Below are 25,988 nucleotides of genomic sequence, written 5' to 3'. Positions count from 1 at the left end.
TTATGAACAGTAATTACAATATATGTGTGGTTGATGATGATGATATTTATCAATTTACTATTGTTAAAATACTTAAGTCCATTGATTTAGATAAAAAAATAAGTCTTTTTTCAGATGGTGAAGAGGCCTTAGAGTTTTTGATAGATAATCTTTATAATAATGAAGAACTTCCAGATATCATATTTTTAGATATAAATATGCCTATTATGGATGGTTTTCAATTCATGGAAGAGTACGTTAAGATAAAACCAAAATTAAACAAGAAAATAATTATCTATATGGTGTCTTCTTCTGTAGACCCTGTGGATATTGAACGTGCTAAGAATATTAGTGACATTTCTGACTATATTATAAAACCTATAAAGGCGGGACAGTTACAAGAAATTATGGCTAATCTTTAAATGGCGGTTTGTTGTTGAAGTTTGGCTTAGACCAATTTTTCAATAAACTCAACATTTACAACATGTGTGCCTTTAAAAGGCATAAAGCTAACCTTGTCTCCAAATAGATCTGTGGCTCGTGCTGACTCAAGTACAATTCTTTGCTCATCTAAGTATTCATCTTCAGTGCCATACATGAGTTTTACCTTGGTGTCTTTAGATAGATACTTATAATCTTTAGCGGTTAATTCTTTTGGAATTCCACCAGAATGAAGAACAAGCTGATCACATTGCAGTTGGCGTTTTGCAATATATCGCATGGCTACACTAACGCCTTGAGAATAGCCAAAAACGATTAAATGAACACCTTCAGGAATTTTTTCAACTTCTAATACCGCATCAATATAGTTTACAATATTTTCCATTCCGGCTTCGGTATTATCACGCGTTAGCCAATTAGCACCAACATGCATTTTAGGTTGAATATAAAATTTGCTGGGAGCTTGTGGCGCAATAATGTAATTGTCTTCAGCATTTAAACCTTTGAAGTATTTAAGAAAATAACGACTCATATAGCCCATGCCATGACACACCAACCAAACCGTTTTTGTGCGTTCCGTAAGTGTATTTAAAGTAGAGTAGGAGTTGGTACTGGTGTATGAGATTTCTTTCTCTTGTGAATTCATTTTTCTAGGCGGTTTCTGTATCTTTGTAATCGATTCAAAAATACTATTTTTATATGCAAATGACTAAAGAGGATTTCCTAGCCAAAGCGAATGCAGCAAGCAAAAACACCTTAATGGAAACCTTAGATATTGAAATGGTGGACTTTGGAGATGATTTTTTAGTGGCCAGAATGCCTGTAACATCCAAAGTGTACCAACCAGATGGAGTATTACACGGAGGAGCGACAGCAGCTTTAGCAGAAAGTGTTGGTAGTTTTGCATCGCATATTTTTATAGATACCGAGAATATGTTTGTACGTGGCTTAGAAATTACAGCGAATCATCTAAAAAGTGTAACCGAAGGTTATATCTATGCTAAAGCGACGTTTTTGCATAAAGGACGTACCACACAACTGCTAGATATTAGAGTGACAGACGAAGCCGATAATCTTATCTCAATATGTAGATTATCTACCATTTCACTTCCAAAAAAGAAATAAGTAATGGATGCGATGTCCTTTTTTGATGCTCTAGAGCAGCAATACAAAAACAATTTACCTTTTGTAGTTTATAGTAGACCAATTAATTCAATCATTAAATCTTGGTTGCAAGAAGATGATACTGTTCATAAATCGGAAACATTTACTGAGAGTGGATTTTTATTTGCTCCTTTTGATCTTAAACAAAACAGTATTCTTTTTCCAAAAGAACGCTGTCTATATTCTGAAATAACGACGGATAGTTTAGACGTTGAAGATTTTGAATCTACCGCAATCATTCAAAGTGAAACTGAGAGAATTCAACATATCGATTTAGTTTCTAAAGGTATCCAAAGTATTAAAAATAACGATTTACAAAAAGTAGTATTATCACGCTGCCAAACAAAATCACTTCAAGATACGAATCCATTAACCATTTTTAAACGCCTTTTTAATACCTATTCAAATGCGATGGTGTACTGTTGGTACCATCCTAAAGTAGGACTATGGATTGGAGCTACGCCAGAGTTATTATTAAAAGTTGAAGGCAAACGACTCACCACCATTTCTTTAGCAGGAACACAGCCTTATCAAAGCCAGTCAGTGGTAACTTGGACAAACAAAGAGTTTGAAGAACAGCAAATTGTAACGGATTTTATAACTGAACAATTAAAACCATATACGTCAAACATTAATGTATCAGAAGTAGATACCGTAAGAGCCGGAAACTTGTTACATCTTAAAACGAGAATCATCAGTGTTTTAAAAGACGATGCAGATTTAAAAGCTATAATCGAAGCCTTACATCCAACTCCAGCAGTTTGTGGGTTCTCTAAAGCTAAAGCAAAGGATTTTATTCTTAATTATGAAAACTATAATAGAGAATATTACACTGGTTTTTTAGGCGAATTAAACCTAAAACAAAGCAAAACCCGGAACACTAATAGACGTAACGTAGAGAATAACGCTTATGCAGTTGTAAAAACACAGTCTAATTTCTATGTAAATTTACGCTGTATGCAACTCAAAGATGCCAAAGCAAACATTTATGTAGGTGGAGGTATTACCAAAGCTTCTAACCCAGAGAACGAATGGGAGGAAACTGTGAATAAAACAGCCACAATAAATATGGTACTTAATTAAGTGTAAAATGTAATCGTTATTAGTTATATTTTTAGTTGAAGCTCTATTTCATTATCTCCTTTTATTAGGTAATTTTGTATTTATATGAAGTACTCAAAAATACCTTTGTCCCAAACTATAGTTACTTTATGCAAAACGCATAATATAAAACACATAGTTATTTCTCCAGGCAGTAGAAACGCCCCTTTAACCATTGGTTTTACTCACGATGATTTTTTTAACTGTTATAGTATTGTAGATGAGCGTTGCGCAGCATTTTTTGCTTTAGGTATTGCTCAGAAATTACAAAAACCTGTTGCAATAGTTTGTACATCTGGAAGTGCCTTATTAAATTATTATCCTGCAATTGCAGAAGCGTATTATAGTAATATCCCATTAGTGGTTTTGTCTGCAGACAGACCAAAACATTTGATAGATATTGGAGATGGACAAACTATTAAACAAAAACGAGTTTATGGAGAACATGTTTTATATAGTGCCAATTTAAAACTCGATTTAAAAAAGACAGATAATACACTTCCAGAAAATGAATTGCGTATTTTTAAAAATATTGAGAATAAATTAGAACGATTTTTAGGGTTACAGAAAGATATTCAGACGTATAATGAATCTGAAATTCATGATGCATTAACAATGTCTAAGTTAGATTCAGGTCCTGTTCATATTAATATTCCATTTGACGAACCTCTATACGATATTGTAGATGAGTTATCTATAAATCCAAAGCCTTTCAAAATTCAAACAAGAATAGATAAAGTAGACGAATTTGAAATTAAGAGTTTAGTAGATGTTTGGCATAACGCTAAGCGAAAAATGATTTTAGTAGGTGTCTTGCAGCCCAATTCTATTGAAGAAAAATGGATACAAGAAATTGCAGACGATGATAGTATCATTGTATTTACAGAAACGACATCTAATTTACATCATCCTCATTTTTTCCCAGGAATAGATAAAATGATAGCACCTTTAGATGATGATGGTTTTAAAAATCTTCAGCCAGATATCTTGGTTACTATAGGTGGCTTAATTGTTTCAAAAAAGATAAAAATATTTTTAAGAACCTATAAGCCAGAACATCATTGGCATGTTGGTTTGTCTAGAGCAAATGATACTTTTTTCTGTTTAGAAAAACATATTAAATTAAGCCCAAATGCATTTTTAGCTGCGTTTTTACCACAAGTAACACATCATACAAAAAGTACTTATAAATCGACTTGGCTTGGGTTGCGTCAAAAGCGAAGAAAGCTACAAGAAACGTATTTAAGTACACTACCATTTTCTGACTTTACGGTTTTTAACTCAATTGTAAAAAGTGTACCAAAACAAAGTCAATTACACGTAGGAAATAGCTCTGCAATTCGTTATGCCCAATTATTTCAAATACAAAAAAGTGTCGATGTATTTTGCAATAGAGGAACAAGTGGTATAGATGGTAGTACAAGTACAGCTATAGGTGCCGCAGTTGCCACAGAAAAGCGAACAACATTTGTAACGGGAGATTTAAGTTTCTTTTACGATAGTAATGCACTTTGGAATAATTATATACCCAAAACATTTAGAATTATAGTGGTGAATAACCAAGGTGGTGGCATTTTTAGAATTCTTCCAGGTCATAAAAACACAGAGAATTTTGACACTTATTTTGAAACTAAACATGGTTTAAACGCAAAACACTTATGCGAAATGTATGGTTTTGAATATCATATGGCTTCAGACGAAGTGTCTTTAGAAGAAAATTTAAAATCATTTTATGCTATTTCTAAGCAACCTAAATTATTAGAAGTCTTTACAAACTCTCGTGTTAATGATCAAATTCTATTAGATTATTTTAAGTTTATCAAGTAAATTAAGGATTAAATTAAAGTTAAGATGTGACTTTTTCATTTTAAGTGTTTCTAAAAAATACTTACCTTTAGGAAAACTAATTTATTTAACTTAAAAACATAGTGTAACATGAGTAAAAGAGATGATTTAATTGTAAAATACGCGGCAGATTTAAAAGATAAATGTGGTGTTGATGCTGATATGGATTTATTAACAAAAGTAACTGTTGGTTTAGGTCCATCTATTTATAATGCAGATTCTTCTACCGTTTCTGGTTCAGATGAAAAAGAATTAGCGACAGTGAAAAATAACTATTTAATCAAGAAATTAGGATTAAAAGATGGAGCTGATTTAGATAAAGGAATTGATGCTGTAATGGAAACATATGGAAGATCTAATAGATCTAAATATAGAGCTGTAGTTTATTATTTATTATGTAAGCATTTCAAAAAAGAGTCTGTTTACTAATAGCTAACTTTTTAAAGTATAAAGAAGCGTTATAATTAAATAATTATAGCGCTTTTTCTTTATATTAATATGAATATCTTTGCAACATGATAAATTTAGGCGAATACAATACATTAGAAATTTTAAGAGATACAGAACCAGGCTTATTTTTGGGTGATGGAGCAGAAGGTGAAGTCCTGTTACCTAATAGGTATGTACCAAAAGTATTTGAAATTGGTGATAAAATTGAAGTTTTTGTTTATTTAGACAATGAAGAACGACCAGTTGCAACCACAGATCATCCTTACATTAAAAAGGATGACTTTGCCTTGCTGCGTTGTAATCAAGTTACAGATTATGGTGCCTTTTTAGATTGGGGACTGGTAAAGGAATTGTTTTGTCCTTTTAGAGAGCAAGCCTTTAAAATGAAAGCAGGTGGTTGGTATTTAGTACATTGTTATTTAGATGACGAGTCTGAACGTTTAGTAGCGTCGAGTAAAACTAATCGGTTTTTAGATAATAAAGAATTAACAGTTGCACAGTTTGATGAAGTAGATTTAATTGTTTCACATCCATCAGAGTTAGGCATGAATGTCATTGTCAATAAAAAACACTTAGGCTTAGTCTTTAAGGATGATATTTATAAAGATATTAGTGTTGGTGACCGACTTAAAGGTTTAGTAAAAAAAGTACGACCAGATAACAAGTTAGATATTTCATTAAATCAAATAGGTTATAGGAATATAGAACCAAATGCAGAGTATATTTTAAATGAATTACATGATAATGGTGGCTTTATACCACTTCATGATAAATCTAACCCTGAAGATATTAAGGATCAGCTTCAAATGAGTAAGAAAAGCTTTAAAAAAGCGATAGGCTCGTTATACAAAGAGCGTCAAATAGAAATAAAAGAAGACGGTATTCACTTATTGTAAGAATCGGGATTTTGTAGAGACAAAGTGTCTTCAATCCAAGTAATAGCGTTTTCAAAATCTTTAAATACTTTTCTGTTGAATTTGAAAAAGAGACTTTCGATTTCAATGATACGTTCCGTAAGATTGCTATAAACAATTATAGCATAAGCTTTTAGGTTTTTAAATGTTTCGTTAAATATTTTTGCGTCATTGAGGTTTATAGAATAAGAATTTATTCTATTAGCAATAAAACCAAAGGGTCTATCCTTAAAATGTGTTTTTACTATAAAAGAGAGCTCATCAAAGTTTTTAAAAGTTATATCAGCTCCTTCTATAAACTCTGCAACCATAAAATTTTGGTAAAGATATACAGTTCCTAATTTTATTTTATAGGTCTCAAATGGTTTATTATATATGTTGGGATTATAATGCATTGTAAATTAATAATATACCCGCAAATATACTATGCTTGCATAACAAAATAAAGTAAAAAATAGAGTTTAGCGTATTATTATTAATTTCTTACTTTTGCGCTTAAAATATTGATAAATATGAGCCATATAGATTGGAAAGTTGCCAAGTCTTATGAAGATATAACCTATCATAAATGTAATGGCGTTGCCAGAATTGCATTTAATAGGCCAGATATACGTAATGCATTTCGTCCAAAGACCACTTCAGAACTGTATGATGCATTTTATGATGCAGGTGAAGATGTGAATATTGGTGTCGTGCTTTTGAGTGCAGAAGGCCCTTCTAGCAAAGATGGTATTTGGAGTTTTTGTTCGGGTGGAGATCAAAAAGCCAGAGGTCACCAAGGATATGTTGGAGAAGATGGTTACCATCGTTTAAACATCTTAGAAGTGCAACGCTTAATTCGTTTTATGCCAAAAGCAGTTATTGCTGTTGTACCAGGTTGGGCTGTTGGTGGAGGTCATAGTTTACATGTCGTTTGCGATTTAACTTTGGCAAGTAAAGAACATGCTATCTTTAAACAAACTGACGCAGATGTTACTAGTTTTGATGGAGGATATGGTTCTGCATATTTGGCAAAAATGGTCGGTCAGAAAAAAGCAAGAGAAATCTTTTTCTTAGGAAGAAACTATTCGGCTCAAGAAGCTTTTGATATGGGAATGGTAAATGCGGTTATTCCTCATGAAGAATTAGAAACGACAGCTTACGAATGGGCTCAAGAAATATTAGCAAAGTCACCAACATCTATAAAAATGCTAAAATTTGCAATGAATCTTACAGATGACGGAATGGTTGGTCAGCAAGTATTTGCAGGTGAAGCGACCCGATTAGCATATATGACAGATGAAGCTAAAGAAGGAAGAGATGCCTTTTTAGAGAAAAGGAAGCCTAATTTTCCTAAAAAATGGATTCCATAATTTAACCAAGCTTAAATGAAGAAAATTAAACCGTGGCTTTTAGCCATGCGCTTAAGAACATTACCACTTTCTGTCTCTGGAATTATTCTTGGTAGTTGTTTTGCTTATTACAATGGCCATTTTAATCCTTGGATTTTATTTTTTGCAATTCTAACCACTATAAGCTTACAGATATTATCTAATTTAGCTAATGATTATGGTGATGGAATAAAAGGAACAGATAATGATGAGCGTGTTGGGCCACAACGTGCCATACAAAGTGGTGCTATTACTCCAAACGAAATGTTTGAAGCCATACGATTTAATGTTATTGTCGTAATTATATTGACTTTATCCCTTTTGTGGGTAGCTTTTGGGCCTAATAATTTTCTTTATATAATTTTATTTGTAATTCTAGGTGGACTGTCTGTTTATGCCGCTTTAAATTATACCATGGGAAATTCTCCTTACGGTTATCGTGCACTTGGTGATGTTTTTGTATTTATATTTTTTGGATTAATAAGTACCATTGGAAGTTATGTCCTTTATATGCAAGTTTTAGATCATGTAGTTGCGTTACCAGCCATTGCATTGGGCTTGTTAAGCGTTGGTGTATTAAATTTAAATAACATGCGAGACATAGAATCTGATACCAATGCAGGTAAAATTACATTAGCTGTTAAATTAGGATTATCACGAGCTAAAAAATACCACTTTATCCTTATCATAGGAGCCATGCTAATTACCGTAATATTTTCAATATTATATTATGTAGCACCTTATAATTTTATGTATTTACTTGCTTTTATTCCGTTAATAATTCATGTTAAAAAAATAAAATCAGCCATAGAACCTGATGATTTTGATAGCCAATTAAAGGTTTTGGCATTGTCTACATTTCTGTTTTCACTGCTATTAGGAGTTGGCTATATTTTGTATTAATTTTAAAGAATATTTCAGCTTTTAAATTACAAAACTGTATAACATTAATAATAAAAACATGAAAATTACATTCTACGGTCATGCTGCATTAGGGATACAAATTAAAGATATTAATATTTTAGTCGATCCTTTTATTTCTGGAAATGAAAAAGCATCTGCGATAGATATTGATGCCTTAAAAGCCGATTATATTTTAGTGACCCATGCACATCAAGATCATATTTTAGATGTTGAAGCGATTGCTAAACGTACAGGAGCAATCATTGTTTCTAATTATGAAATTGTAACACATTATCAGAATAAAAATTTAGAAGGACATCCTATGAATCATGGTGGTTCTTGGGATTTTGAATTTGGAAATCTTAAATACGTTAATGCTATTCACACGTCGTCTTTTCCAGATGGTAGTTATGGTGGGCAACCTGGTGGATTTATTATTGAAGGAGAACGCAAAACCATTTATATTGCCGGAGATACAGCTTTAACTATGGATATGAAGCTCATTCCTATGCAAACTAAATTAGATTTAGCCATATTGCCAATAGGGGATAACTTTACAATGGGCATTGATGATGCTATTCTTGCTAGTGATTTTATAGAATGCGATAAGATCTTAGGTTATCACTTTGATACTTTTGGATATATAGAAATTGATCACGAAGTTGCGAAACGTAAATTTTTTGATAAGGATAAGGATTTGATGCTTTTAGATATAGGTGAAAGCGTTGAGTTATAAAATCATTTTTTTAGTCATAAATTTTAAAGTAAAAATTCAAATATGAAAAACTTAGCTTGCCTTCTGTTTTTATCTATCCTTATGTTAAGTTGCAAGAATGATGTACCACAATACAATGACTCAGTTCCAGTACACGATGATTTTAAAATAGAATCAAAATTTGTAAACGAAACCAGAGTCATCAATGTATGGACACCACCAAATTACAAAGCGACTAATGATTCTTTTCCTGTTTTGTATATGCCAGATGGAGGTATTGTTCAAGAAGATTTTCCGCACATAGCAAACACAATTGCTAAACTTGTTGAGAATAAAAGTATTCCACCAATTATTCTTGTTGGCATTGAAAATACGGATAGAGGAAGAGATTTATCAGGCGCTTCTGTAATAAAAGAAGATGAACAATATTGTCCATTAACAGACGGAGCTAAAAATTATAGAGCATTTATTTTGGAAGAATTAGTACCTGAAATAAATAAAAAATATAGAACAACTGAAGAAAGGGGAATTATTGGAGAATCATTAGCAGGACTTTTTGTTGTAGAAACCCTTCTTTTAAATCCAAATACGTTTGATTTTTATATTGCTATGGATCCCTCTTTATGGTGGAATAACCGTCATTTAGTACGTAAAGCAAAAGTTTTTTTAGAAAATACATCTAACAAAAAAATAAGATTTTGGTTTGCAGGTTCTGCTAACGAGACCATTTCTCCACACACCAACAATCTTGCAAAAACATTAGAGAATAAAGCCTCAAAGAACTTAGTGTGGAAATATTCTGATGAACCTAATGAAAAACACAATACCATTTTTAGAGCAACAAAAGAAAAAGCTTTGACTTGGATTTTAAATGTTAAATAACAATTATTTTACCATTTTAATCATTGATAAATCTAGTATCCTATCTGTAAAACTAATTTAGCCGTATCTTTGCCACGTTATGAAAGTTAATAAACTCACAGATTGGTTACCAACCACAAATAAAGAAGTTAAAATTAGAGGTTGGACAGAACTAGATGTTATACTATTTAGTGGCGATGCCTATGTAGACCATCCGTCTTTTGGACCAGCAGTTATTGGTCGTATTTTAGAAAGTTATGGATTAAAGGTTGCTATAGTGCCACAGCCTAGTGTAAATGATAATCTGCAAGATTTTACGAAGCTTGGAACACCAAAATTATTTTTTGGAGTCACAGGTGGTTGTATGGATCCTATGGTGAGTAATTATACCGCAAGTAAAAAACGTAGAGATAAAGATGCTTATACACCAAATGGTGATAAAGGATTTAGACCAGATTACGCTACATCTGTATATTCAAAGATTTTAAAAGAAAAATTTCCAGACGTCCCTGTTCTTATAGGTGGTATTGAAGCGTCCTTACGTCGTGTTACACATTACGATTATTGGAGTGACAAACTTATGCCAACTATTTTAGAAACCTCTAAAGCAGATATGTTGGTATACGGAATGGGAGAACAACCTTTGCGAGAAGTTGTTGAATTGCTACAAAAAGGTGTACCATTTTCAAGTTTAAAAACTATAAAACAAACGGCTTTTTTATTAGATGAAGATGAAGCACTTCCCAAAAATAAAAATTGGGATGATGTCGAAATTCACTCACATGAGATTTGTTTAAAGGATAAAAAGAAATTTGCGTCTAATTTTAAAGTGATTGAACAAGAATCAAATAAACTTAAGGCAAATAGAATCTTACAAGAGGTAAATAACCGTAAACTGGTAATAAATCCACCTTTTCCAACGATGTTAGAAGAAGAGATTGATGCTTCTTTTGATTTACCATACACACGTTTACCACATCCAAAATATAACAAACGAGGACCAATACCTGCGTTTGAAATGATTAAGTTTTCAATTAACATTCATCGTGGTTGTTTTGGAGGTTGTAGTTTTTGTACCATTTCTGCTCATCAAGGCAAATTTATTGCTAGCCGAAGTGAAGAGTCCGTTTTAAGAGAAGTTGATAAAGTGGCAAATATGCCAGATTTTAAAGGTTATTTATCAGATATTGGCGGGCCTTCTGCTAATATGTATAAGATGAAAGGGAAAGTGCAATCCATTTGTGATAAATGTGTCGCTCCTTCTTGTATTTCGCCTGTAATTTGTAGTAACTTAGATACATCTCACAAACCGTTAACGCAATTATATCAGGCTGTAGATAAACATCCTAAAGTAAAGAAATCTTTTATTGGAAGTGGTATTCGTCACGATATGTTAGTGCCAGAGTTTAATAAAAATGCCGACCCAAAAGAATTAGATGCTTATACTGAAGAAGTCATGACAAAGCATATTTCTGGTCGACTAAAAGTAGCACCAGAGCATACTTCAGATCCTGTTTTAAAATTGATGCGTAAACCTTCGTTTAAGTATTTTCATAAGTTTAAAGAACGTTTCGATAAAATCAATATAAAGAAAGATTTAAAGCTTCAATTAATTCCTTATTTTATTTCAAATCATCCTGCTTGTGAAGTAGAAGATATGGCAAATTTAGCTGCCGAAACAAAAGATATGGGATTTCAGTTAGAGCAAGTACAAGGATTTACACCAACACCAATGACCGTTGCAACTGTCATTTATTACAGTGGTTATCATCCATACACTTTAAAGCCAACTAAAACACCAAAATCTAAAAAAGAAAAAGATGAACAACATCGTTTCTTCTTTTGGTATAAAAAGGAAAACAAAGACTGGATTAAAAAAACGTTGAATAAAGTTGGTCGAACAGATTTAGTAGAACGATTATTACCAGAAGATAAAAAAGACAAAGGCTGGAAAAGTGTAAATCTTAAAGAAGTAAAAAACACATTTGATGATGCGGTTCCTGCAACATATGCTCGTCGAAAAAAGAAACACAAACCTCGAAAGAAGAGACGTTAGACTTTAGATAGATTATTTTCTAGAATTATTTTCTAACCATTCATTCCGTAGATCATCCGAAACTTTTCCTGTACCATCATGTTTCCAACCTGGTGGTTTAATTAGGTAAAGGAATCTATGCTTTATAGATTTTTGACCTGTAAAAGCATCTTTCAGCATATGTAGCCATTCAATAAATGCAATTTTTACGGGGTTGTAAGTGTTTATATTTGTCACTAAACCGTATCTAACTTTTTCATCTTTTAATTCGGCTTGAAACGTTCCAAATAATTTATCCCAAATAATCAAAATTCCAGCATGATTGCGATCTAAATACATAGGGTTACTTCCATGATGTACTCTGTGATGCGATGGTGTATTAAAAATAGCTTCAAACCATTTAGGCATTTTGTCTATAGTTTCGGTATGAATCCAAAATTGGTACAACAAGCTAACAGACATTTGAAGTAACAACATTGCAGGATGAAAGCCTAATAATGGTAACCATAACCAAAAGATAAAGGTGTAAAATCCTCCAGACCACGTTTGCCTTAAAGCAGTACTCAAATTATAATGCTCAGAAGAGTGATGTACCACATGAGACGCCCAAAATAAACGACATTCATGAGATACGCGATGAAACCAATAATAAGCGAAGTCATCTGCAAAAAATAATAGTATAAAAGACCACCAAGCTATAGGAATAGTAAACAATCTAAAATTGTCATATATCAAAAAAAACACGAATAATACTACAGCTTTACTTGCAAAACCTAAAATAACATTACCTAATCCCATAGCAATAGAAGAGAAAGCATCTTTAGCTTCATAGCTCTTAATGCGCTGTTTCGTAGTTAGATATAACTCTAGTAACATTGCCAAGACAAAAAAAGGAATAGCGTACAAGATTATATTAGGAAAATCAGGCATTATGAGTTGTTATTTGAGCTCTAATTTACGAAATTAATTGACTATTTTTGAATACTCTTATGAAAGCAGAATACAAACAATATATCTTAAATTTTAAGCGGCCAAGTGGAACATCGCGTGGAGTAATGACCACAAAAGAAACGTGGTTTATAAAATTAGAGCATCAAGGTAAAACGGGAGTAGGTGAGTGTGGTATTTTAAGAGGTTTGTCTGTTGACGATAGACCAGACTATGAAGAAAAATTGAAATGGGTTTGTAATAATATTCACTTAGGTTTAGACAACCTTTTAAGCGAACTTACAGCGTATCCAAGCATTCAATTTGGATTGGAAACGGCCTACAAATCTTTAGGTAGCTCAGATTCGTTTGAATTATTTCCTTCTGAGTTTTCAAGAGGAAAAGATGGCATACCCATAAATGGTTTAGTTTGGATGGGCAACGAAGATTTTATGCGAACCCAAATTAAAGATAAAATTGAAGCCGGTTTCAGTTGTATTAAACTAAAAATTGGAGCAATAGATTTTCAAACGGAATTAGACATTTTAAAATCGATTAGAAAGGAATTTTCAGTTTCAGATATTGAATTACGAGTTGATGCTAATGGAGCATTTTCAACAGAGGATGCTTTAGAGAAGCTAAAACAGCTTTCAGAATACCAATTACATTCTATAGAACAACCTATAAAAGCACAACAATTTGAGGCCATGTCTAAGCTTTGTGATGTAACACCTTTGCCAATTGCCTTAGATGAAGAATTAATTGGAGTATTTTCTAAAGCGAACAAGCAAACACTATTACAAACAATAAAACCTCAATATATTATTTTAAAGCCAAGTTTGGTTGGTGGATTTGGAGGGAGTAAAGACTGGATTAACGCTGCAGAAGATTTAAATATAAAATGGTGGATAACAAGTGCCTTAGAAAGCAATATTGGTCTAAATGCCATATCGCAATGGACTTACACTTTAAAAAGTAAAATGCCACAAGGTTTAGGAACAGGAAGTTTATTTACAAACAATTTTCCTTCGCCTTTAATTGTAAAAAATGGTACTTTGCATTACAATTTAAAACAACATTGGAAATTTAATTTATAACATGAATTATATACAACAAGCCTACAAAGGACAACGCGAACTTTGGATGTTTTTCTTAACTACATTCTTAATTGCTGGTATTTTTATTGGGAATTTTATTTATTTTTTAATCGCTGATCCAGCAGATTTAGAAATGGCCTATGAAATGATGAAGCAAATTCCGGCTAACTTGTCATTAATAATGAATCTTTTGCCTTTTGCTTTTTTATTAGGACTATTATTTGTGTTGGTAAAATATGTACACCAAAGAAGTCTCTTATCGTTAACAACAACACGACCTAAAGTAGATTTTAAGCGTATTTTATTTTCGTTTTTGATGATAACAATATACACCATTGTTACCTTTTTTATAGGCTATTCAATAGATTCCTCTGAAATTGTATTTCAGTTTAATCCCGTTAAATTCGCAATCCTATTTCTAATAAGTATACTCTTGTTTCCATTTCAAATTGGTTTAGAAGAATATTTATTTAGAGGTTATTTAATGCAGCATATAGGTGTTTTAGTAAAGAATAAATGGTTTCCATTAATTTTTACGTCTGTATTATTTGGCTTAGCACATAGTGCAAATCCAGAAGTTGGAGCCGTAGGGTTTTGGCAAATGATGATTTTTTACGTTGGTACAGGATTATTATTAGGAATAATGACTTTAATGGATGAAGGCTTAGAGTTAGCTTTAGGATTTCATTTAGGAAACAATCTTATAGCATCTTTGTTAGTAACTGCAGATTGGACTGCTTTGCAAACAGATGCCTTATTTAAAGATATGTCAGAACCAGGATTAGGTTCAATATCAGAAATTATATTACCCGTTTTACTAGTTTATCCACTAATGCTCCTCATTTTATCTAAAAAATATGGTTGGACCAATTGGAAAGATAAATTATTCGGAAAAGTAACAGAACCTCCAAAAGAAAATTATAAAATAATAGAATAACCTATGACACCAACATACGACAAAGTACATAACCGTTTTAAGTTTAACGGCTTACATTTTAGTCATGAAGAATTAAAAGAAGTTGCTTACAGTCTTATTAAGGAAGGTAAAGCCTACGAAAAAGTAACTGGAGATTTTTTAATAGATTGGTTAAATAAAGATGATTTTTTAATTGTAACAACGTCAGGTTCTACAGGTTATCCTAAAGAAATTAAATTAAAGAAACAAGCCATGGTCAATTCTGCCATTGCTACAGGTAACTTTTTTGGATTAGAGCCAGGAGATAAAGCTTTACATTGTTTGCCTAGCCATTTTATTGCAGGTAAAATGATGTTTGTAAGAGCTCTAGTTTTAGGTTTGGAAATTGATTTTGTAGAGCCTGCAGCTCATCCTGTTTTTGATTATGAAGTGCCTTACGATTTTTGTGCGATGATTCCGTTGCAGTTAAAATATTCTATTGATCAAATTCACAATATTAAAAATATCATTGTTGGTGGATCTAAGGTTACAAAACCATTATTAGAAAAAATTAAAAATTGTAAACCTAAGTTTTTTGAAACCTACGGAATGACTGAAACTGTAACTCATGTTGCTGTTAGGTCCTTAGAATCTAAATCAGGTAAAAAAGAGCCTTATTTTACGGCTTTACAAAATATTAAGTTTAAACAAGACGATAGAAACTGTTTAGTTATCCACGCCCCAAAATTGGTAAAAGAAACTTTAGTTACTAATGATATTGTAGACTTAAAATCTGAAACTAGTTTTCAGCTTTTAGGCCGTTATGATAATGTTGTTAATTCTGGTGGTGTTAAGTTGTTTCCAGAACAAATAGAAGATAAACTACAACCCGTAATTAGTAAACGTTTTATTGTTGCTGGTGAAGAAGATGTTACACTAGGAGAAAAATTGATTCTTATTGTTGAAAACCCTTCAGATTCTATTGCTGTTATTCAAAAAAGAATTGAAGAATTAAAAACACTGGATAAATTTGAAGTCCCTAAGAAAATTTATACAATAGATAAATTTCCTGAAACTAATAATGGGAAAATTCAACGTAAAAAGACTTTAAAAGCTGTAGTTGGTAGTTAAGAATAGTGCTTCAACAATAAAATTTGAGAAACGATTAATTAATTGTTTTAAAATACAGAACTATAAATAACCAGTATTTAATTCTACCATTAAAGCCATACGTTAACTCATTCAAAGCAGTACTTCACTCATTGTACGTTTAGTATCATAATGTTTGTTTATAGGTTTACACAAACTTATAAATCAACTATTATGAAAAATCTAATACTTATGTTATGTCTTGTATTGTCATCTTGGCAAATACAAGCACAAGAAAAAACAATTTCAGGAATTGTTACTACAGCTTCAGATGGCACGGCATTACCAGGTGCTAATGTTAATATTAAAGGGAGTAAGAAAGGAGCTTTAACTGATTTTGATGGAAAATTCTCATTAAGTGCTCAAGTTGGCGACATTATTATTGTTTCTTATGTTGGAATGCAAACAGAAAATGTAATAATTGGATCAAAATCGGTCTATAATATTGCATTAAAAGCAAGTGTAAATACACTGAATGAGGTTGTTATTAAAGGCTATTCTGGCGCTACTAAAAGGACCACTGTTAGTAGTTCGCTTTCAACAGTTAGTGCTGAATCTTATGAAATCAGTAATAAACGATTAAAAAAGCGTGCAAGAAGAAAAAATAAGAATAAAACGTCTGACCAATTAACAGGTCAAGCAGCAGGTGTTAATGTGAGTACGGGTTCTGGTAAGCCTGGTCAAAGTGCTACTATTATTATTCGTGGTAGAAATTCAATAACTGGAGATACAGCGCCATTATTTATAATAGATGGTGTTCCTGTAGATCAAGATAATTTCCGTAATTTAAAACGAAAGAATATAGCTAATATATCTGTATTAAAAGATGCTAAAGCAACTGCTATTTATGGTAATAGAGGCAAAGGTGGTGTTATACTTGTTACGACTAAAGCAGGAAAGAAAAGAATTCCAAATAATGAAGACTATGCTAAAATTATAGAAAACCCATTTAAACGCGCAAATTTAACACCATTATCAACGTTTTCAATAGATGTAGATAAAGCAGGATATTCTAACGTAAGACGAATGATTAATAATGGACAAACAGTGCCACCAAATGCTGTAAAACTTGAAGAAATGGTTAATTATTTTAACTATAATTATCCGCAACCTACAGATGAACATCCTTTTTCTATAAATACCGAAATTGTAAAAACACCTTGGCATAAAGACACGCAGTTGGTTAGAATAGGCTTGCAAGGAAAAACTTATGAGAACGATAAACTTCCGGCTTCTAACTTAACCTTTTTACTAGATGTTTCTGGGTCTATGGGCTCTCAGAATAAATTACCATTATTAAAAAGAGCTTTTAAGCTACTTGTAAACCAATTACGCGAAAAAGATAAGGTATCTATTGTTGTTTATGCAGGAGCCGCCGGAGTGGTTTTAGAACCAACATCTGGAGATCAAAAAGAAACCATTTTAAACGCTTTACAGAATTTGAATTCTGGCGGTTCTACAGCTGGTGGTGCGGGAATTGAATTGGCTTATAAATTAGCAGAAAAGAATTTTAAAAAAGACGGTAATAATCGTGTTATTATTGCAACAGATGGTGATTTTAATGTTGGAGCTTCAAGTGATAAAGCGATGCAAACATTAATTGAAGAAAAACGTAAATCTGGTGTGTTTTTATCGGTTTTAGGTTTTGGTTATGGAAACTATAAGGATTCAAAATTAGAAACCTTAGCCGATAAAGGCAACGGAAATCATGCCTATATAGATAATATGCAAGAAGCTCAAAAAGTTTTTGGAAAAGAATTTGGGGGAACACTTTATACAATAGCAAAAGATGTGAAAATTCAAGTGGAATTTAATCCTAAAAAAGTCCAGGCTTACAGATTAATTGGGTACGAAAATAGATTATTAGCAGATGAGGATTTTGTAGATGATACCAAAGATGCTGGTGAGTTGGGAAGTGGACATACCGTAACTGCATTATATGAAATTATTCCAGTGGGAATAAAAAGTGATTATCTAAAAAAAGTTGCAGATTTAAAGTATACCCAATCTAAAATAGCGTCTAATTATGAAGATGAACTATTTACGGTAAAATTCAGATATAAAAAACCAAATGAAGATAAGAGTATAGAAATGGTTCATGTTCAAAATAATAATATAACAGAAGCATCAAACGATATGAATTTTGTTTCCGCTGTAGCATTATTTGGAATGCAGTTAAGAGGTTCTAAGTATTTTAATCAAGCCTCAGTATCTCAGGTTATTACTTTAGCAGAACGTGGAAGAGGAGAGGATACAGATGGTTATAGAGCAGAGTTTATAAGACTGGTAAAGTCTTATGATAATTTTAATTAATATGTTTGGAAAACAAATAATAAAAAACCCAATGCCTTTGCATTGGGTTTTCTTATTTTAAAAGCTACTAGAATTAATTTTCAGTAGATAAGTTTTTCATTTCTGTTTCAACCATTTCATAGAATTGGTCAATTTTTGGTAATACAACAATACGTGTACGTCTGTTTTTTGCTCTATTTTCAGCAGTATCGTTATCTACTAAAGGCACATAAGAACTACGACCAGAAGCAATCAATTGTTGTGGGTTTACGCCTAAGCTTTCTAAAACTCTTACTACAGAAGTAGCACGTTTAACACTTAAATCCCAGTTATCTAATAATGGAGGCTTACTGTAAGATACGTTGTCTGTATGCGACTCTACCATAGCTTCAAAGTCTGGTTTACTATTAATAACTTTAGCTACTTTTCCTAAAATTTCATTTGCTCTAGTAGTTACGTTATAGCTGCCACTTTTAAATAATAATTTGTCAGCAATAGAAATGAATACAACACCTTTTTCAACATTTATTTCAATATCTGGATCGTTGATTCCAACTGCTTTTTTAAGGCTTGTTACAACGGCCAATGTTACACTATCCTTTTTCGTTAGTGCATCTTGTAATCTTGTAATTTTTAAATCGCGTTCTTTTAAGCTCTCTAAAGATTTTTCAAGGTTTTCTGCACCTTTTTGTGTTAAGGTTGTTAAATTTCCTTTGGTATCAATTAAATCTTGATTTGCTTTACGTAAATCATTTAACTGATCTTTCATTGTTTCTACTCTTGCATTAGCTGCAGCAACATCAGAAAGACAGCTATTTAATTTTACTGTTGCCGTATTTAATAAGTCTTGAGATTTCTCATATTTTTCTTGAAGTGCAAGATGTTCTTTCTTTGCGACACAAGATGCTAATAGCATCATTGAGCAAACACTTAATAACATTATTTTTCTCATAATTGATTTTTAGTTTTAATCGTTAATTACAACATTCAAAATTATGCAAAAGAATAACGGCTATGACAAGGATTAACAAAAATTTTAACAGTTTTATAAACAATTAAAATTTAGTCTTCTTTTTTATAAAATAAGACCAAACAATAGAATTGATTTTATAATATCCAAAACGTTTAGGTAATTGTTTCCTTTGCTTTAAAAGACGTGGTAAATTGTAGTAAAATGAGAGGTGTGCTTTAAGAATAGCAACTAAAAATGCGGGTTTGAGTTGAAATAGAAATCTAGCAGATGCTACACCATCAAGTACCATTCTAATGCCAACTCTAAAAAGGACATTAGAATCTGTATTTTTAAATAGTGTAAATAAACTATTTCTAAAATTGAGATATGTTTTCTTAGGATTAGTATTATTTAATGTCGCACCACCAACATGATAAACCGTAGACGTACCAACAAATTTTGTGGTATAATTTTTATTAAATGCACGCCAACATAAATCAATTTCCTCCATGTGAGCAAAATACGACTCATCAAAACCTTCTAATGCTTTGTAAACGAAGTTTCTAATAAAAAAACAAGCACCAGAAGCCCAAAATATTTCGCTATTATCGTTGTATTGTCCTGTGTCTTTTTCAATGGTATCAAAAATGCGACCACGGCAATAAGGATAACCATATTTGTCAATAAATCCACCAGCCGCTCCAGCATATTCAAATTGCGATTTGTTTTTATAGTCTAATATTTTTGGTTGAATGATTGCCGTTTCAGTATTTGTATTAAATTCTTCTAAAATGGGTTGAAGCCAATTTTTGGTCACTTCAATATCACTATTAACTAAGCAAAGTAACGGTTCTTCTACTTGTTTAAGTGCCTCATTATAACCTTTGGCATAACCACCATTAGTTGTGTTTTGAATTAGTTGTACTGTCGCAAAATGTTCAGAAACAAAAGCAACAGAATTGTCTGTTGATGCATTGTCAGCAACATAGATTACAGCATCATCGGAATAGTTTATTACTGAAGGGAGGAATTTTTCGAGTAATGATTTCCCATTCCAGTTTAAAATAACAATAGCAATGTCTTTGGTTTGAAGCATTTAATTGGATTTATAATCAGGAATAGTTTTTAAAAAGGAATACCGTTCATTTTTCATATCCATTTCGCAATAATAATGATTTAAACCGTTAGTTACCATTAAATACGTGGCGTTTAATATCAAATTATAACGCGCAATTTGGTCAAAAGTAGTTTGGTCTATTTTTATGTTGTGCGATTTACATTCTACAATTAAGTGAATACTACCATCTAGATTAAATACCACAACATCATAACGTTTCTTTAAGCCGTTTATAGTCAGCTCTTTTTCAACATTAATTAAAGATTTTGGAAACTTTTTAGTATTAATTAGATAATGAACACAGTGTTGTCTAACCCATTCTTCGGGTTGAAGAATGATGAATTTTTTCCGAATGACATCAAAAATAGAAACTTTATTTTCTGTACTTTTGAAACGGTATTCAAACTTTGGAAAGTTGAGTTCTTGCAACACTTAGAGACGCTAATTTTTTTCAAAGTTAAAGTAGAATATCGCAAATCACAATTTTCATTACTAAAATCCTATTTATTTAATATAAACGGGCTTGTAACTATTGAAATTTGGAATTTTAAACTTGGAATTTTAAACTTGGAATTTTTAAAGCATTGGACGACGTAAAACAATTAGTAGCTACAATTAAAAAGGGAGACCTTAAACCTATTTATTTTTTAATGGGTGAGGAAGCGTATTATATTGATAAGATTTCAGATTATATTGAAGAGAACGTTTTAGATGAGGCAGAAAAGGGATTTAACCAAATGGTGCTATATGGAAGAGATGTTTCTATAGACGATATTGTGAGTAATGCCAAACGGTATCCAATGATGGCAGAGCGTCAAGTGGTTATTGTTAAAGAGGCACAAGATTTAAGTAGATCTATTGAGAAGTTAGCAGAATATGCAGCTAATCCTCAGCCTACAACGGTTTTGGTGTTAAATTATAAGTACAAAAAATTAGATAAACGTAAGGCTTTATATAAAGCTATTAATAAGGTTGGAGTTGTTTTTGAGAGTAAAAAAATGTACGAAAACCAAGTTGCCGACTGGATTAGACGCGTTTTAGCTGGACAAAATTATAACATTTCGCCAAAGGCAGCTCAGATGTTGGTAGAGTTTTTAGGAACTAACCTCAGTAAAATAGATAACGAACTTAATAAGCTTAAAATCGTTTTACCAGAAGGTACACAGATTACACCAGAACATATTGAAGAGAATATTGGAATAAGTAAAGATTACAATAATTTTGAATTACGAAAAGCGGTTGGACAGCGTAATGTTGTAAAAGCACATAAAATAGCTAAGTATTTTGCAGACAACCCTAAAGACAATCCAATGGTGGTTACGGTTTCGCTATTATTTGGATTCTTTTCTCAATTATTGCACCTTCATGGTATGTCTGACAGAAATCCACGTAGTGTCGCATCAGCTCTAAAAGTCAACCCTTATTTTGTAAATGAATATCTAGATGCTGCCAAGAATTACCCTATGAAAAAGGTAAGTTATGTTATTGGTGTACTGCGCGAATTTGATGTAAAAAGTAAAGGTGTTGGTTCTAAGGCAATGCCAGAAAAAGACCTTCTTAAAGAATTATTGGTTAAGATTATAGGTTGATTTACTGTTTTTGGTGTTTTATGATATACCAGTTGCATAAATCTCCTTCATACTCAAAAGTGCCAGAAGGTTGCATTCCTACTTTTTTAAGTATGGTATTAGAGGCTATATGATTAACGTCTGCAGCCGCTCCAATTTCTTCTAATTTTAAAGTATTAAAACCATACTCTAAAGATGCAAATGCCGCTTCAGTGGCATAGCCTTTGCCCCAAAATTGTTCTTTTAGTCGGTAACCCAAGTCGTAATAGCTAAATTCCTTTCTAAGCTTTTCTTCAAGTTTTAATCCCGCCCAACCTACAAATTCATTGGTTGATTTTTCAATTATAGCTAAACGACCTAAACCATTAGTTTTATATTGTTGTAAAATGTTAGCAATCATAGCTTCAGACTGCTCAATAGTTTTTACAGGATTATTCCCAAGAAAGAGATGAACTTTAGGATTAGAATCCAATTCAAAAAAATCTTGCGTATCTGCTATTGTAATAGGCCTTAGAATTAAGCGTTTGGTTTCAATATTGTCAAAAATCATTGGCTAAGGTGTTGTCTAATGGTTTATTTGTTTTCAGTTTTAAATAATGCAAAGTATTATTTCCACTTAATATTACAGCCCATACTTGGTTTTTGGTTTGGATTTACGGGGTTATTATTAATTAAGGCATCCATAGCAGCTCTAATATCTTTTCCTGTTACAGGTATACCATTTCCTGGTCTAGAATCGTCTAATTGACCTGCATAAACGAGTATTAAATCACTGTTAAATAAGAAAAAATCTGGTGTGCATGCGGCATCGTATGCCTTGGCAACATCTTGTGTTTGGTCATACAAGTACGGAAAAATATAGTCGTTATCTATGGCGTTCTTTTTCATTAAATCCGGATGGTCTTGCGGATAATTTTCTACATCATTACTAGAAATAGCAATACAATTAATACCTTTTGAAACGTAATCTTTAGCCAATTGTGATAGTTGGGCATTTACATGAATTACAAAAGGGCAGTGGTTACAGATAAACATGACTAAAGTTGCAGTTGTGCCTTTTAATTCTTGAAGAGATTTTGTAACATCATCAACAGTATCTACTAATTTAAAATCTGGTGCTGTTGTGCCTAAAGGCAACATATTTGATTCTGTTCGTGCCATTATATTATGTCTATTTTATTTATTAATTTTAGAGAATGGAAAAGATAATAACTTATGAAGACTTTACAAAGGTAGATTTACGTATTGGGACAATTATTGAAGTGAATGATTTTCCTAAAGCTAGAAAACCTGCGTATAAATTAACTATAGATTTTGGCGATTTAGGAGTTAAAAAAACTTCTGCACAAATAACAACGCAATACAAAAAGGAAGAATTAGTAAACAGACAAATAGTGGCTGTAGTTAATTTCCCTAAAAAGCAAATAGCCAATTTTATGAGCGAATGTTTGGTGGTTGGAGCCGTAAGAGCAGACGACGTGTTTTTGTTGCATCCTGAGACTAAAGTTAAAAATGGAATGCAAGTGTCTTAAGTTTTAAAATGTAATTGTATTACAAAAACAGACTAAGCCACCTTTTTATTTTTTGTCTATGAAGTAGCTTGTGTTATTAGTTTTGATTCCCAACAAACAACTACATCTCTTCTCTAAAGAAAATAGCATTCATTAACAGCTTATTCGTTCCATACCAAAAGGCTCTAAAATTAGTGTTATCAGTAAAGCCAATGACCTTTCCACGGCCAACACGATTAATTTTTAGAGGTACTGTTTTACGTATACTATCTAAATTTTCTTCAGAAATATAACCACTTAATAAAGGCTTTTTAGTGTACTGAATGGGGTTGTTATAGCTGTTTTTATCCTCATTTATAAATAATGTTGAATTTCTAAACATCGGAAGTTTATCATTTTTATAACCAAAATTAATAGGATGTGAACGGTCTAATTCAGCTTCAAAAATGGCACCTCCAATAACTTGTGCGCCTCTAAAATCGCTACGTTGTTCGTAATTAATATTTTTAGCTATGAGCTTATTTTTCTTAAAATCAATGGTCATTAACTTTTTGGAGTTTAGCCATTTTAATGCATTTTTATATGCTACTAAAGTGCCGCCATCTTTAATCCAAGATTGTAATTTTTTTGTATTGCTTTCGCTTAATCCAGAAGAATTTACCATTATAATGGTATTGTAACGGCTTAAGTCTGCTCTTTTCATAGTTTTAGTATCAAGCTTTGTGGCAATAATATCGTAACGAGTGTCAAACAAATGCCAAATTTCACCAGCATCATAAGAGGTGATACCATCTCCAACTAAAAGAGCGATTTTTGGCAATTCTAAAGCTTTAAAATTTCGACTTCCTAGATCTATACCTTCGTTTAAACCTGTTGAAACGGCATCAATTTTAATATGACTTTCTTGGGCTTTATCATTTAGAAATGTATATATCTCAGTTGCAGATAAATTTTGGTTCTTTGCAGGAATCATTATAGTTCCATAATCGTAAGCTTTGTCATTAGATTTAAACTGTTTTACGGCCACCTTTGCTCTTAAGCCTTTTTTTAAGATAGCATTTAATAGTTTTGGTGAGTAATACTCATTCCATTCAAATAAATAAGCGTATTCACTTTTAGAACTTACACCTCCAGAAAGCTGCTGTAAGTTTTTAACGCTATTGCCAGCGTTTGCCATTGTTGTTTCTGTATAATCGAGATTAAATGCTAAAGGAAAAGTCCAAGCCGAAATATCGTAAAACAAACTGTCTTTAAAAGCGGTTCGCGTTTCAAACATGGCATTGATTAATCTTGTATTCTTTTGATTTTTAGGAACCACATAGCTATAACCTTTTTTATATTTTTTGCCATCTTTTGAAAAATCAGATTTTAATTCATGAAAATCAATACGGTGACGTTTTAAAATTTCGGCTAAATGATAGGTTTTAGCAGCATCTTTTTCATCACCAAATATAATGGCTTTTTTGCCTTCTTTAGAGGCTTCATTCCTAGCGTCTTTAAAGAAATTATGTTGGTACTCTAAAATATCTTTTCGCATACCATTAGCAGCTGCTAGTGTAGATAAAACAGCTGTAAATTGATTTTTTATAGTAAATGGAAATGTTAAAAGACCATTTTCACTTTCTTGTACATGACCTCTAGAACTGGCTTGTTCAAATAAAATTCCAATACCACCATTTATGTCAGGAAAGGTAGATCCTTTTCCGTAATAGAAGTCGTCAAAACTTTCTTCAGAATAATACAATGAACCAATTTTGTCTAATGCTTTGGCGTGATAAGTTGCAATACCTTTAGTTAAATCTTGATTTAATTGTGGTGTTAATGGATGTGTACGTGACGGAATTCCAGGTTGAAAAAAGAAACTTGCATTGGTTCCCATTTCATGGTGATCGGTTAAAATATTAGGTAACCAATTGTGAAAGGTTTCTATACGTGCTCTAGATTCTGGTAATTGCACAGGCAGCCAATCTCTATTCATATCAAACCAATAATGATTGGTACGTCCGCCTGGCCAAACTTCGCTATACTCTCTATCGTTAGGGTCTGGGTTTAGGTTAATATTTTTATTAGAATTTGCCCAATAAGCGAATCGTTGTAAGCCATCTGGATTTAAAGAAGGATCAAGTAAAATAACCGAATGCTCTAATAAATTGTCAATTTCAGAACCTTCTGCTGCAGCCAAATAATAAGCGGCTAATAACGCTGCGTTAGAACCACTAGGTTCGTTACCATGAATTGAAAAGCCTTGATAAACAACTATAGGTCTATTCTCTAAATTAGCAGAATTTGTTTCTGTTGCTTCGATATGAGCAGATTGAATGGCTTTTAAATTTTGATGATTTTTTTGTGATGTTATGGTTAGTAGGAGTAGAGGTCTATTTTCAAATGTTTTTCCTCTATCTTCAATAGTTATACGATTTGAAGCATTTGCTAATGCTTTCATGTATTCTACTAATTTATCGTGTGTGATGTGCCATTCGCCAACATGATGACCAATGACGCTTTGTGGTGTAGGAATACTTGGGTTGTACTCTATATTTTGAGGTAAGTAGTACGATAAGTCGGTTTGCGATTGAGAAAATAATGATGTAATTAAAAGAAAGAGTAGAAAAATGCGCTGCATAAGGTAATGGTTAGTTAGAGTTTAAAAATAAAAAAACCGTTACAAAGTGTAACGGTTTTGGTTATAATTTAACAGAAGT

The 25,988-nt window shown here is 32.1% G+C and carries 26 protein-coding genes; 17 read left to right on the top strand and 9 right to left on the bottom strand.

What is annotated here, in order from left to right:
* Window positions 1-2: 2 nt before the first annotated feature.
* On the top strand, window positions 3-401 hold the full coding sequence (locus ABD730_RS02885) for a response regulator (protein WP_215924805.1): 399 nt from the start codon (window positions 3-5) through the stop codon (window positions 399-401).
* 26 nt (window positions 402-427) lie between these two features.
* Here the strand turns inward: ABD730_RS02885 and ABD730_RS02880 are convergent, their stop codons facing one another.
* Complete coding sequence (locus tag ABD730_RS02880; protein WP_344712415.1) at window positions 428-1,066, bottom strand: alpha/beta hydrolase; 639 nt, start codon at window positions 1,064-1,066, stop codon at window positions 428-430.
* Between the two features lie 53 nt (window positions 1,067-1,119).
* On the opposite strand from ABD730_RS02880, the gene ABD730_RS02875 reads away from it, so the two are divergent.
* From ABD730_RS02875 to ABD730_RS02855, 5 genes are all read left to right on the top strand, one after another.
* On the top strand, window positions 1,120-1,545 hold the full coding sequence (locus ABD730_RS02875; protein ID WP_334469791.1) for a PaaI family thioesterase: 426 nt from the start codon (window positions 1,120-1,122) through the stop codon (window positions 1,543-1,545).
* A 3-nt stretch (window positions 1,546-1,548) separates the two neighbouring features.
* Window positions 1,549-2,667 carry a chorismate-binding protein gene (locus ABD730_RS02870; RefSeq protein WP_344712413.1) on the top strand — a complete coding sequence of 373 codons (1,119 nt, stop codon included), beginning with the start codon at window positions 1,549-1,551 and terminating at the stop codon, window positions 2,665-2,667.
* A gap of 84 nt (window positions 2,668-2,751) precedes the next feature.
* Complete coding sequence (gene menD / locus ABD730_RS02865; protein WP_344712411.1) at window positions 2,752-4,512, top strand: 2-succinyl-5-enolpyruvyl-6-hydroxy-3-cyclohexene-1-carboxylate synthase; 1,761 nt, start codon at window positions 2,752-2,754, stop codon at window positions 4,510-4,512.
* Between the two features lie 108 nt (window positions 4,513-4,620).
* Complete coding sequence (locus ABD730_RS02860) at window positions 4,621-4,959, top strand: DUF2853 family protein (RefSeq protein WP_215924800.1); 339 nt, start codon at window positions 4,621-4,623, stop codon at window positions 4,957-4,959.
* An 86-nt stretch (window positions 4,960-5,045) separates the two neighbouring features.
* Window positions 5,046-5,876 carry a CvfB family protein gene (locus ABD730_RS02855; protein WP_215924799.1) on the top strand — a complete coding sequence of 277 codons (831 nt, stop codon included), beginning with the start codon at window positions 5,046-5,048 and terminating at the stop codon, window positions 5,874-5,876.
* On the opposite strand, the gene ABD730_RS02850 is transcribed toward ABD730_RS02855, so the two are convergent.
* Entirely contained in the window at window positions 5,864-6,289 is a 426-nt protein-coding gene (locus ABD730_RS02850) for a hypothetical protein (RefSeq protein ID WP_344712408.1), read from the bottom strand. The two genes, ABD730_RS02855 and ABD730_RS02850, sit on opposite strands and share 13 nt — an antisense overlap.
* A 117-nt stretch (window positions 6,290-6,406) precedes the next feature.
* Here ABD730_RS02850 and ABD730_RS02845 point away from each other — a divergent pair, with 117 nt between their 5' ends.
* The 5 genes from ABD730_RS02845 (at window position 6,407) to ABD730_RS02825 (ending at window position 11,799) form a co-directional block, all read left to right on the top strand.
* The gene (locus tag ABD730_RS02845) at window positions 6,407-7,246 is read left to right on the top strand and encodes a 1,4-dihydroxy-2-naphthoyl-CoA synthase (RefSeq protein WP_334469800.1); all 840 of its coding nucleotides are present in this window, start codon (window positions 6,407-6,409) and stop codon (window positions 7,244-7,246) included.
* Window positions 7,247-7,261: 15 nt separating this feature from the next.
* Window positions 7,262-8,167 carry a 1,4-dihydroxy-2-naphthoate octaprenyltransferase gene (menA, locus tag ABD730_RS02840; protein ID WP_344712406.1) on the top strand — a complete coding sequence of 302 codons (906 nt, stop codon included), beginning with the start codon at window positions 7,262-7,264 and terminating at the stop codon, window positions 8,165-8,167.
* A 58-nt stretch (window positions 8,168-8,225) separates the two neighbouring features.
* Window positions 8,226-8,903, top strand: coding sequence for a metal-dependent hydrolase (locus tag ABD730_RS02835; protein ID WP_215924795.1), 678 nt, complete (start codon window positions 8,226-8,228; stop codon window positions 8,901-8,903).
* Between the two features lie 42 nt (window positions 8,904-8,945).
* Entirely contained in the window at window positions 8,946-9,764 is an 819-nt protein-coding gene (locus tag ABD730_RS02830) for an alpha/beta hydrolase (protein WP_344712403.1), read from the top strand.
* A 79-nt stretch (window positions 9,765-9,843) separates the two neighbouring features.
* Complete coding sequence (locus tag ABD730_RS02825; RefSeq protein WP_334469807.1) at window positions 9,844-11,799, top strand: YgiQ family radical SAM protein; 1,956 nt, start codon at window positions 9,844-9,846, stop codon at window positions 11,797-11,799.
* Between the two features lie 12 nt (window positions 11,800-11,811).
* Here ABD730_RS02825 and ABD730_RS02820 read toward each other — a convergent pair whose 3' ends face one another.
* Window positions 11,812-12,708, bottom strand: a complete 897-nt coding sequence (locus ABD730_RS02820; RefSeq protein ID WP_344712401.1) for a sterol desaturase family protein — start codon at window positions 12,706-12,708, stop codon at window positions 11,812-11,814.
* A gap of 59 nt (window positions 12,709-12,767) precedes the next feature.
* Here ABD730_RS02820 and ABD730_RS02815 point away from each other — a divergent pair, with 59 nt between their 5' ends.
* The 4 genes from ABD730_RS02815 to ABD730_RS02800 all read left to right on the top strand — a co-directional run bounded on the left by ABD730_RS02815 (window position 12,768) and on the right by ABD730_RS02800 (window position 18,159).
* Window positions 12,768-13,802 (top strand): o-succinylbenzoate synthase, encoded by a 1,035-nt coding sequence (locus tag ABD730_RS02815; protein ID WP_344712399.1) that lies wholly within the window; start codon window positions 12,768-12,770, stop codon window positions 13,800-13,802.
* Window position 13,803: 1 nt separating this feature from the next.
* On the top strand, window positions 13,804-14,739 hold the full coding sequence (locus ABD730_RS02810) for a CPBP family intramembrane glutamic endopeptidase (RefSeq protein ID WP_215924790.1): 936 nt from the start codon (window positions 13,804-13,806) through the stop codon (window positions 14,737-14,739).
* A 3-nt stretch (window positions 14,740-14,742) separates the two neighbouring features.
* Window positions 14,743-15,828, top strand: a complete 1,086-nt coding sequence (locus tag ABD730_RS02805; protein WP_344712397.1) for an AMP-binding protein — start codon at window positions 14,743-14,745, stop codon at window positions 15,826-15,828.
* Between the two features lie 192 nt (window positions 15,829-16,020).
* Window positions 16,021-18,159: a YfbK domain-containing protein gene (locus ABD730_RS02800; RefSeq protein ID WP_344712395.1), complete on the top strand. Its 2,139-nt coding sequence runs from the start codon at window positions 16,021-16,023 to the stop codon at window positions 18,157-18,159.
* A gap of 73 nt (window positions 18,160-18,232) precedes the next feature.
* Here ABD730_RS02800 and ABD730_RS02795 read toward each other — a convergent pair whose 3' ends face one another.
* The 3 genes from ABD730_RS02795 to ABD730_RS02785 all read right to left on the bottom strand — a co-directional run bounded on the left by ABD730_RS02795 (window position 18,233) and on the right by ABD730_RS02785 (window position 20,636).
* Complete coding sequence (locus tag ABD730_RS02795; RefSeq protein WP_215924787.1) at window positions 18,233-19,090, bottom strand: OmpA/MotB family protein; 858 nt, start codon at window positions 19,088-19,090, stop codon at window positions 18,233-18,235.
* 103 nt (window positions 19,091-19,193) lie between these two features.
* The gene (locus tag ABD730_RS02790; protein WP_344712392.1) at window positions 19,194-20,186 is read right to left on the bottom strand and encodes a glycosyltransferase family 2 protein; all 993 of its coding nucleotides are present in this window, start codon (window positions 20,184-20,186) and stop codon (window positions 19,194-19,196) included.
* Window positions 20,187-20,636, bottom strand: a complete 450-nt coding sequence (locus ABD730_RS02785) for a type I restriction enzyme HsdR N-terminal domain-containing protein (RefSeq protein WP_344712390.1) — start codon at window positions 20,634-20,636, stop codon at window positions 20,187-20,189.
* A 155-nt stretch (window positions 20,637-20,791) separates the two neighbouring features.
* On the opposite strand from ABD730_RS02785, the gene holA reads away from it, so the two are divergent.
* Window positions 20,792-21,796 carry a DNA polymerase III subunit delta gene (gene holA, locus ABD730_RS02780; protein ID WP_334469817.1) on the top strand — a complete coding sequence of 335 codons (1,005 nt, stop codon included), beginning with the start codon at window positions 20,792-20,794 and terminating at the stop codon, window positions 21,794-21,796.
* 1 nt (window position 21,797) lies between these two features.
* Here the strand turns inward: holA and ABD730_RS02775 are convergent, their stop codons facing one another.
* Window positions 21,798-22,325, bottom strand: a complete 528-nt coding sequence (locus ABD730_RS02775; protein ID WP_334469819.1) for a GNAT family N-acetyltransferase — start codon at window positions 22,323-22,325, stop codon at window positions 21,798-21,800.
* A gap of 56 nt (window positions 22,326-22,381) precedes the next feature.
* Window positions 22,382-22,936, bottom strand: coding sequence for a thioredoxin family protein (locus tag ABD730_RS02770; RefSeq protein ID WP_334469821.1), 555 nt, complete (start codon window positions 22,934-22,936; stop codon window positions 22,382-22,384).
* A 35-nt stretch (window positions 22,937-22,971) separates the two neighbouring features.
* On the opposite strand from ABD730_RS02770, the gene ABD730_RS02765 reads away from it, so the two are divergent.
* Window positions 22,972-23,307 (top strand): tRNA-binding protein, encoded by a 336-nt coding sequence (locus ABD730_RS02765; protein WP_215924781.1) that lies wholly within the window; start codon window positions 22,972-22,974, stop codon window positions 23,305-23,307.
* Window positions 23,308-23,407: 100 nt separating this feature from the next.
* Here ABD730_RS02765 and ABD730_RS02760 read toward each other — a convergent pair whose 3' ends face one another.
* Window positions 23,408-25,909, bottom strand: coding sequence for a M14 family zinc carboxypeptidase (locus tag ABD730_RS02760; RefSeq protein ID WP_344712386.1), 2,502 nt, complete (start codon window positions 25,907-25,909; stop codon window positions 23,408-23,410).
* Window positions 25,910-25,988 lie beyond the last annotated feature (79 nt).

Source organism: Winogradskyella damuponensis (assembly GCF_039538385.1).
Lineage (GTDB): Bacteria > Bacteroidota > Bacteroidia > Flavobacteriales > Flavobacteriaceae > Winogradskyella > Winogradskyella damuponensis.
Note: the sequence above shows the minus strand (reverse complement) of the source record. Positions and strands in the feature narration are given on the sequence as shown.

Bases quoted from the DNA above. Each gene is read 5' to 3' on its own strand.
- ABD730_RS02825 (WP_334469807.1), top strand. From the start codon at position 9,844: ATGAAAGTTAATAAACTCACAGATTGGTTACCAACCACAAATAAAGAA.
- ABD730_RS02850 (WP_344712408.1), bottom strand. From the start codon at position 6,289: ATGCATTATAATCCCAACATATATAATAAACCATTTGAGACCTATAAA.
- ABD730_RS02760 (WP_344712386.1), bottom strand. From the start codon at position 25,909: ATGCAGCGCATTTTTCTACTCTTTCTTTTAATTACATCATTATTTTCT.
- ABD730_RS02885 (WP_215924805.1), top strand. From the start codon at position 3: ATGAACAGTAATTACAATATATGTGTGGTTGATGATGATGATATTTAT.
- ABD730_RS02770 (WP_334469821.1), bottom strand. From the start codon at position 22,936: ATGGCACGAACAGAATCAAATATGTTGCCTTTAGGCACAACAGCACCA.
- ABD730_RS02875 (WP_334469791.1), top strand. From the start codon at position 1,120: ATGCAAATGACTAAAGAGGATTTCCTAGCCAAAGCGAATGCAGCAAGC.
- ABD730_RS02795 (WP_215924787.1), bottom strand. From the start codon at position 19,090: ATGAGAAAAATAATGTTATTAAGTGTTTGCTCAATGATGCTATTAGCA.
- ABD730_RS02870 (WP_344712413.1), top strand. From the start codon at position 1,549: ATGGATGCGATGTCCTTTTTTGATGCTCTAGAGCAGCAATACAAAAAC.
- ABD730_RS02765 (WP_215924781.1), top strand. From the start codon at position 22,972: ATGGAAAAGATAATAACTTATGAAGACTTTACAAAGGTAGATTTACGT.
- ABD730_RS02820 (WP_344712401.1), bottom strand. From the start codon at position 12,708: ATGCCTGATTTTCCTAATATAATCTTGTACGCTATTCCTTTTTTTGTC.
- ABD730_RS02810 (WP_215924790.1), top strand. From the start codon at position 13,804: ATGAATTATATACAACAAGCCTACAAAGGACAACGCGAACTTTGGATG.
- ABD730_RS02845 (WP_334469800.1), top strand. From the start codon at position 6,407: ATGAGCCATATAGATTGGAAAGTTGCCAAGTCTTATGAAGATATAACC.
- ABD730_RS02830 (WP_344712403.1), top strand. From the start codon at position 8,946: ATGAAAAACTTAGCTTGCCTTCTGTTTTTATCTATCCTTATGTTAAGT.
- ABD730_RS02835 (WP_215924795.1), top strand. From the start codon at position 8,226: ATGAAAATTACATTCTACGGTCATGCTGCATTAGGGATACAAATTAAA.
- ABD730_RS02790 (WP_344712392.1), bottom strand. From the start codon at position 20,186: ATGCTTCAAACCAAAGACATTGCTATTGTTATTTTAAACTGGAATGGG.
- ABD730_RS02855 (WP_215924799.1), top strand. From the start codon at position 5,046: ATGATAAATTTAGGCGAATACAATACATTAGAAATTTTAAGAGATACA.
- ABD730_RS02775 (WP_334469819.1), bottom strand. From the start codon at position 22,325: ATGATTTTTGACAATATTGAAACCAAACGCTTAATTCTAAGGCCTATT.
- ABD730_RS02860 (WP_215924800.1), top strand. From the start codon at position 4,621: ATGAGTAAAAGAGATGATTTAATTGTAAAATACGCGGCAGATTTAAAA.
- menD (WP_344712411.1), top strand. From the start codon at position 2,752: ATGAAGTACTCAAAAATACCTTTGTCCCAAACTATAGTTACTTTATGC.
- ABD730_RS02805 (WP_344712397.1), top strand. From the start codon at position 14,743: ATGACACCAACATACGACAAAGTACATAACCGTTTTAAGTTTAACGGC.
- ABD730_RS02800 (WP_344712395.1), top strand. From the start codon at position 16,021: ATGAAAAATCTAATACTTATGTTATGTCTTGTATTGTCATCTTGGCAA.
- menA (WP_344712406.1), top strand. From the start codon at position 7,262: ATGAAGAAAATTAAACCGTGGCTTTTAGCCATGCGCTTAAGAACATTA.
- ABD730_RS02815 (WP_344712399.1), top strand. From the start codon at position 12,768: ATGAAAGCAGAATACAAACAATATATCTTAAATTTTAAGCGGCCAAGT.
- ABD730_RS02880 (WP_344712415.1), bottom strand. From the start codon at position 1,066: ATGAATTCACAAGAGAAAGAAATCTCATACACCAGTACCAACTCCTAC.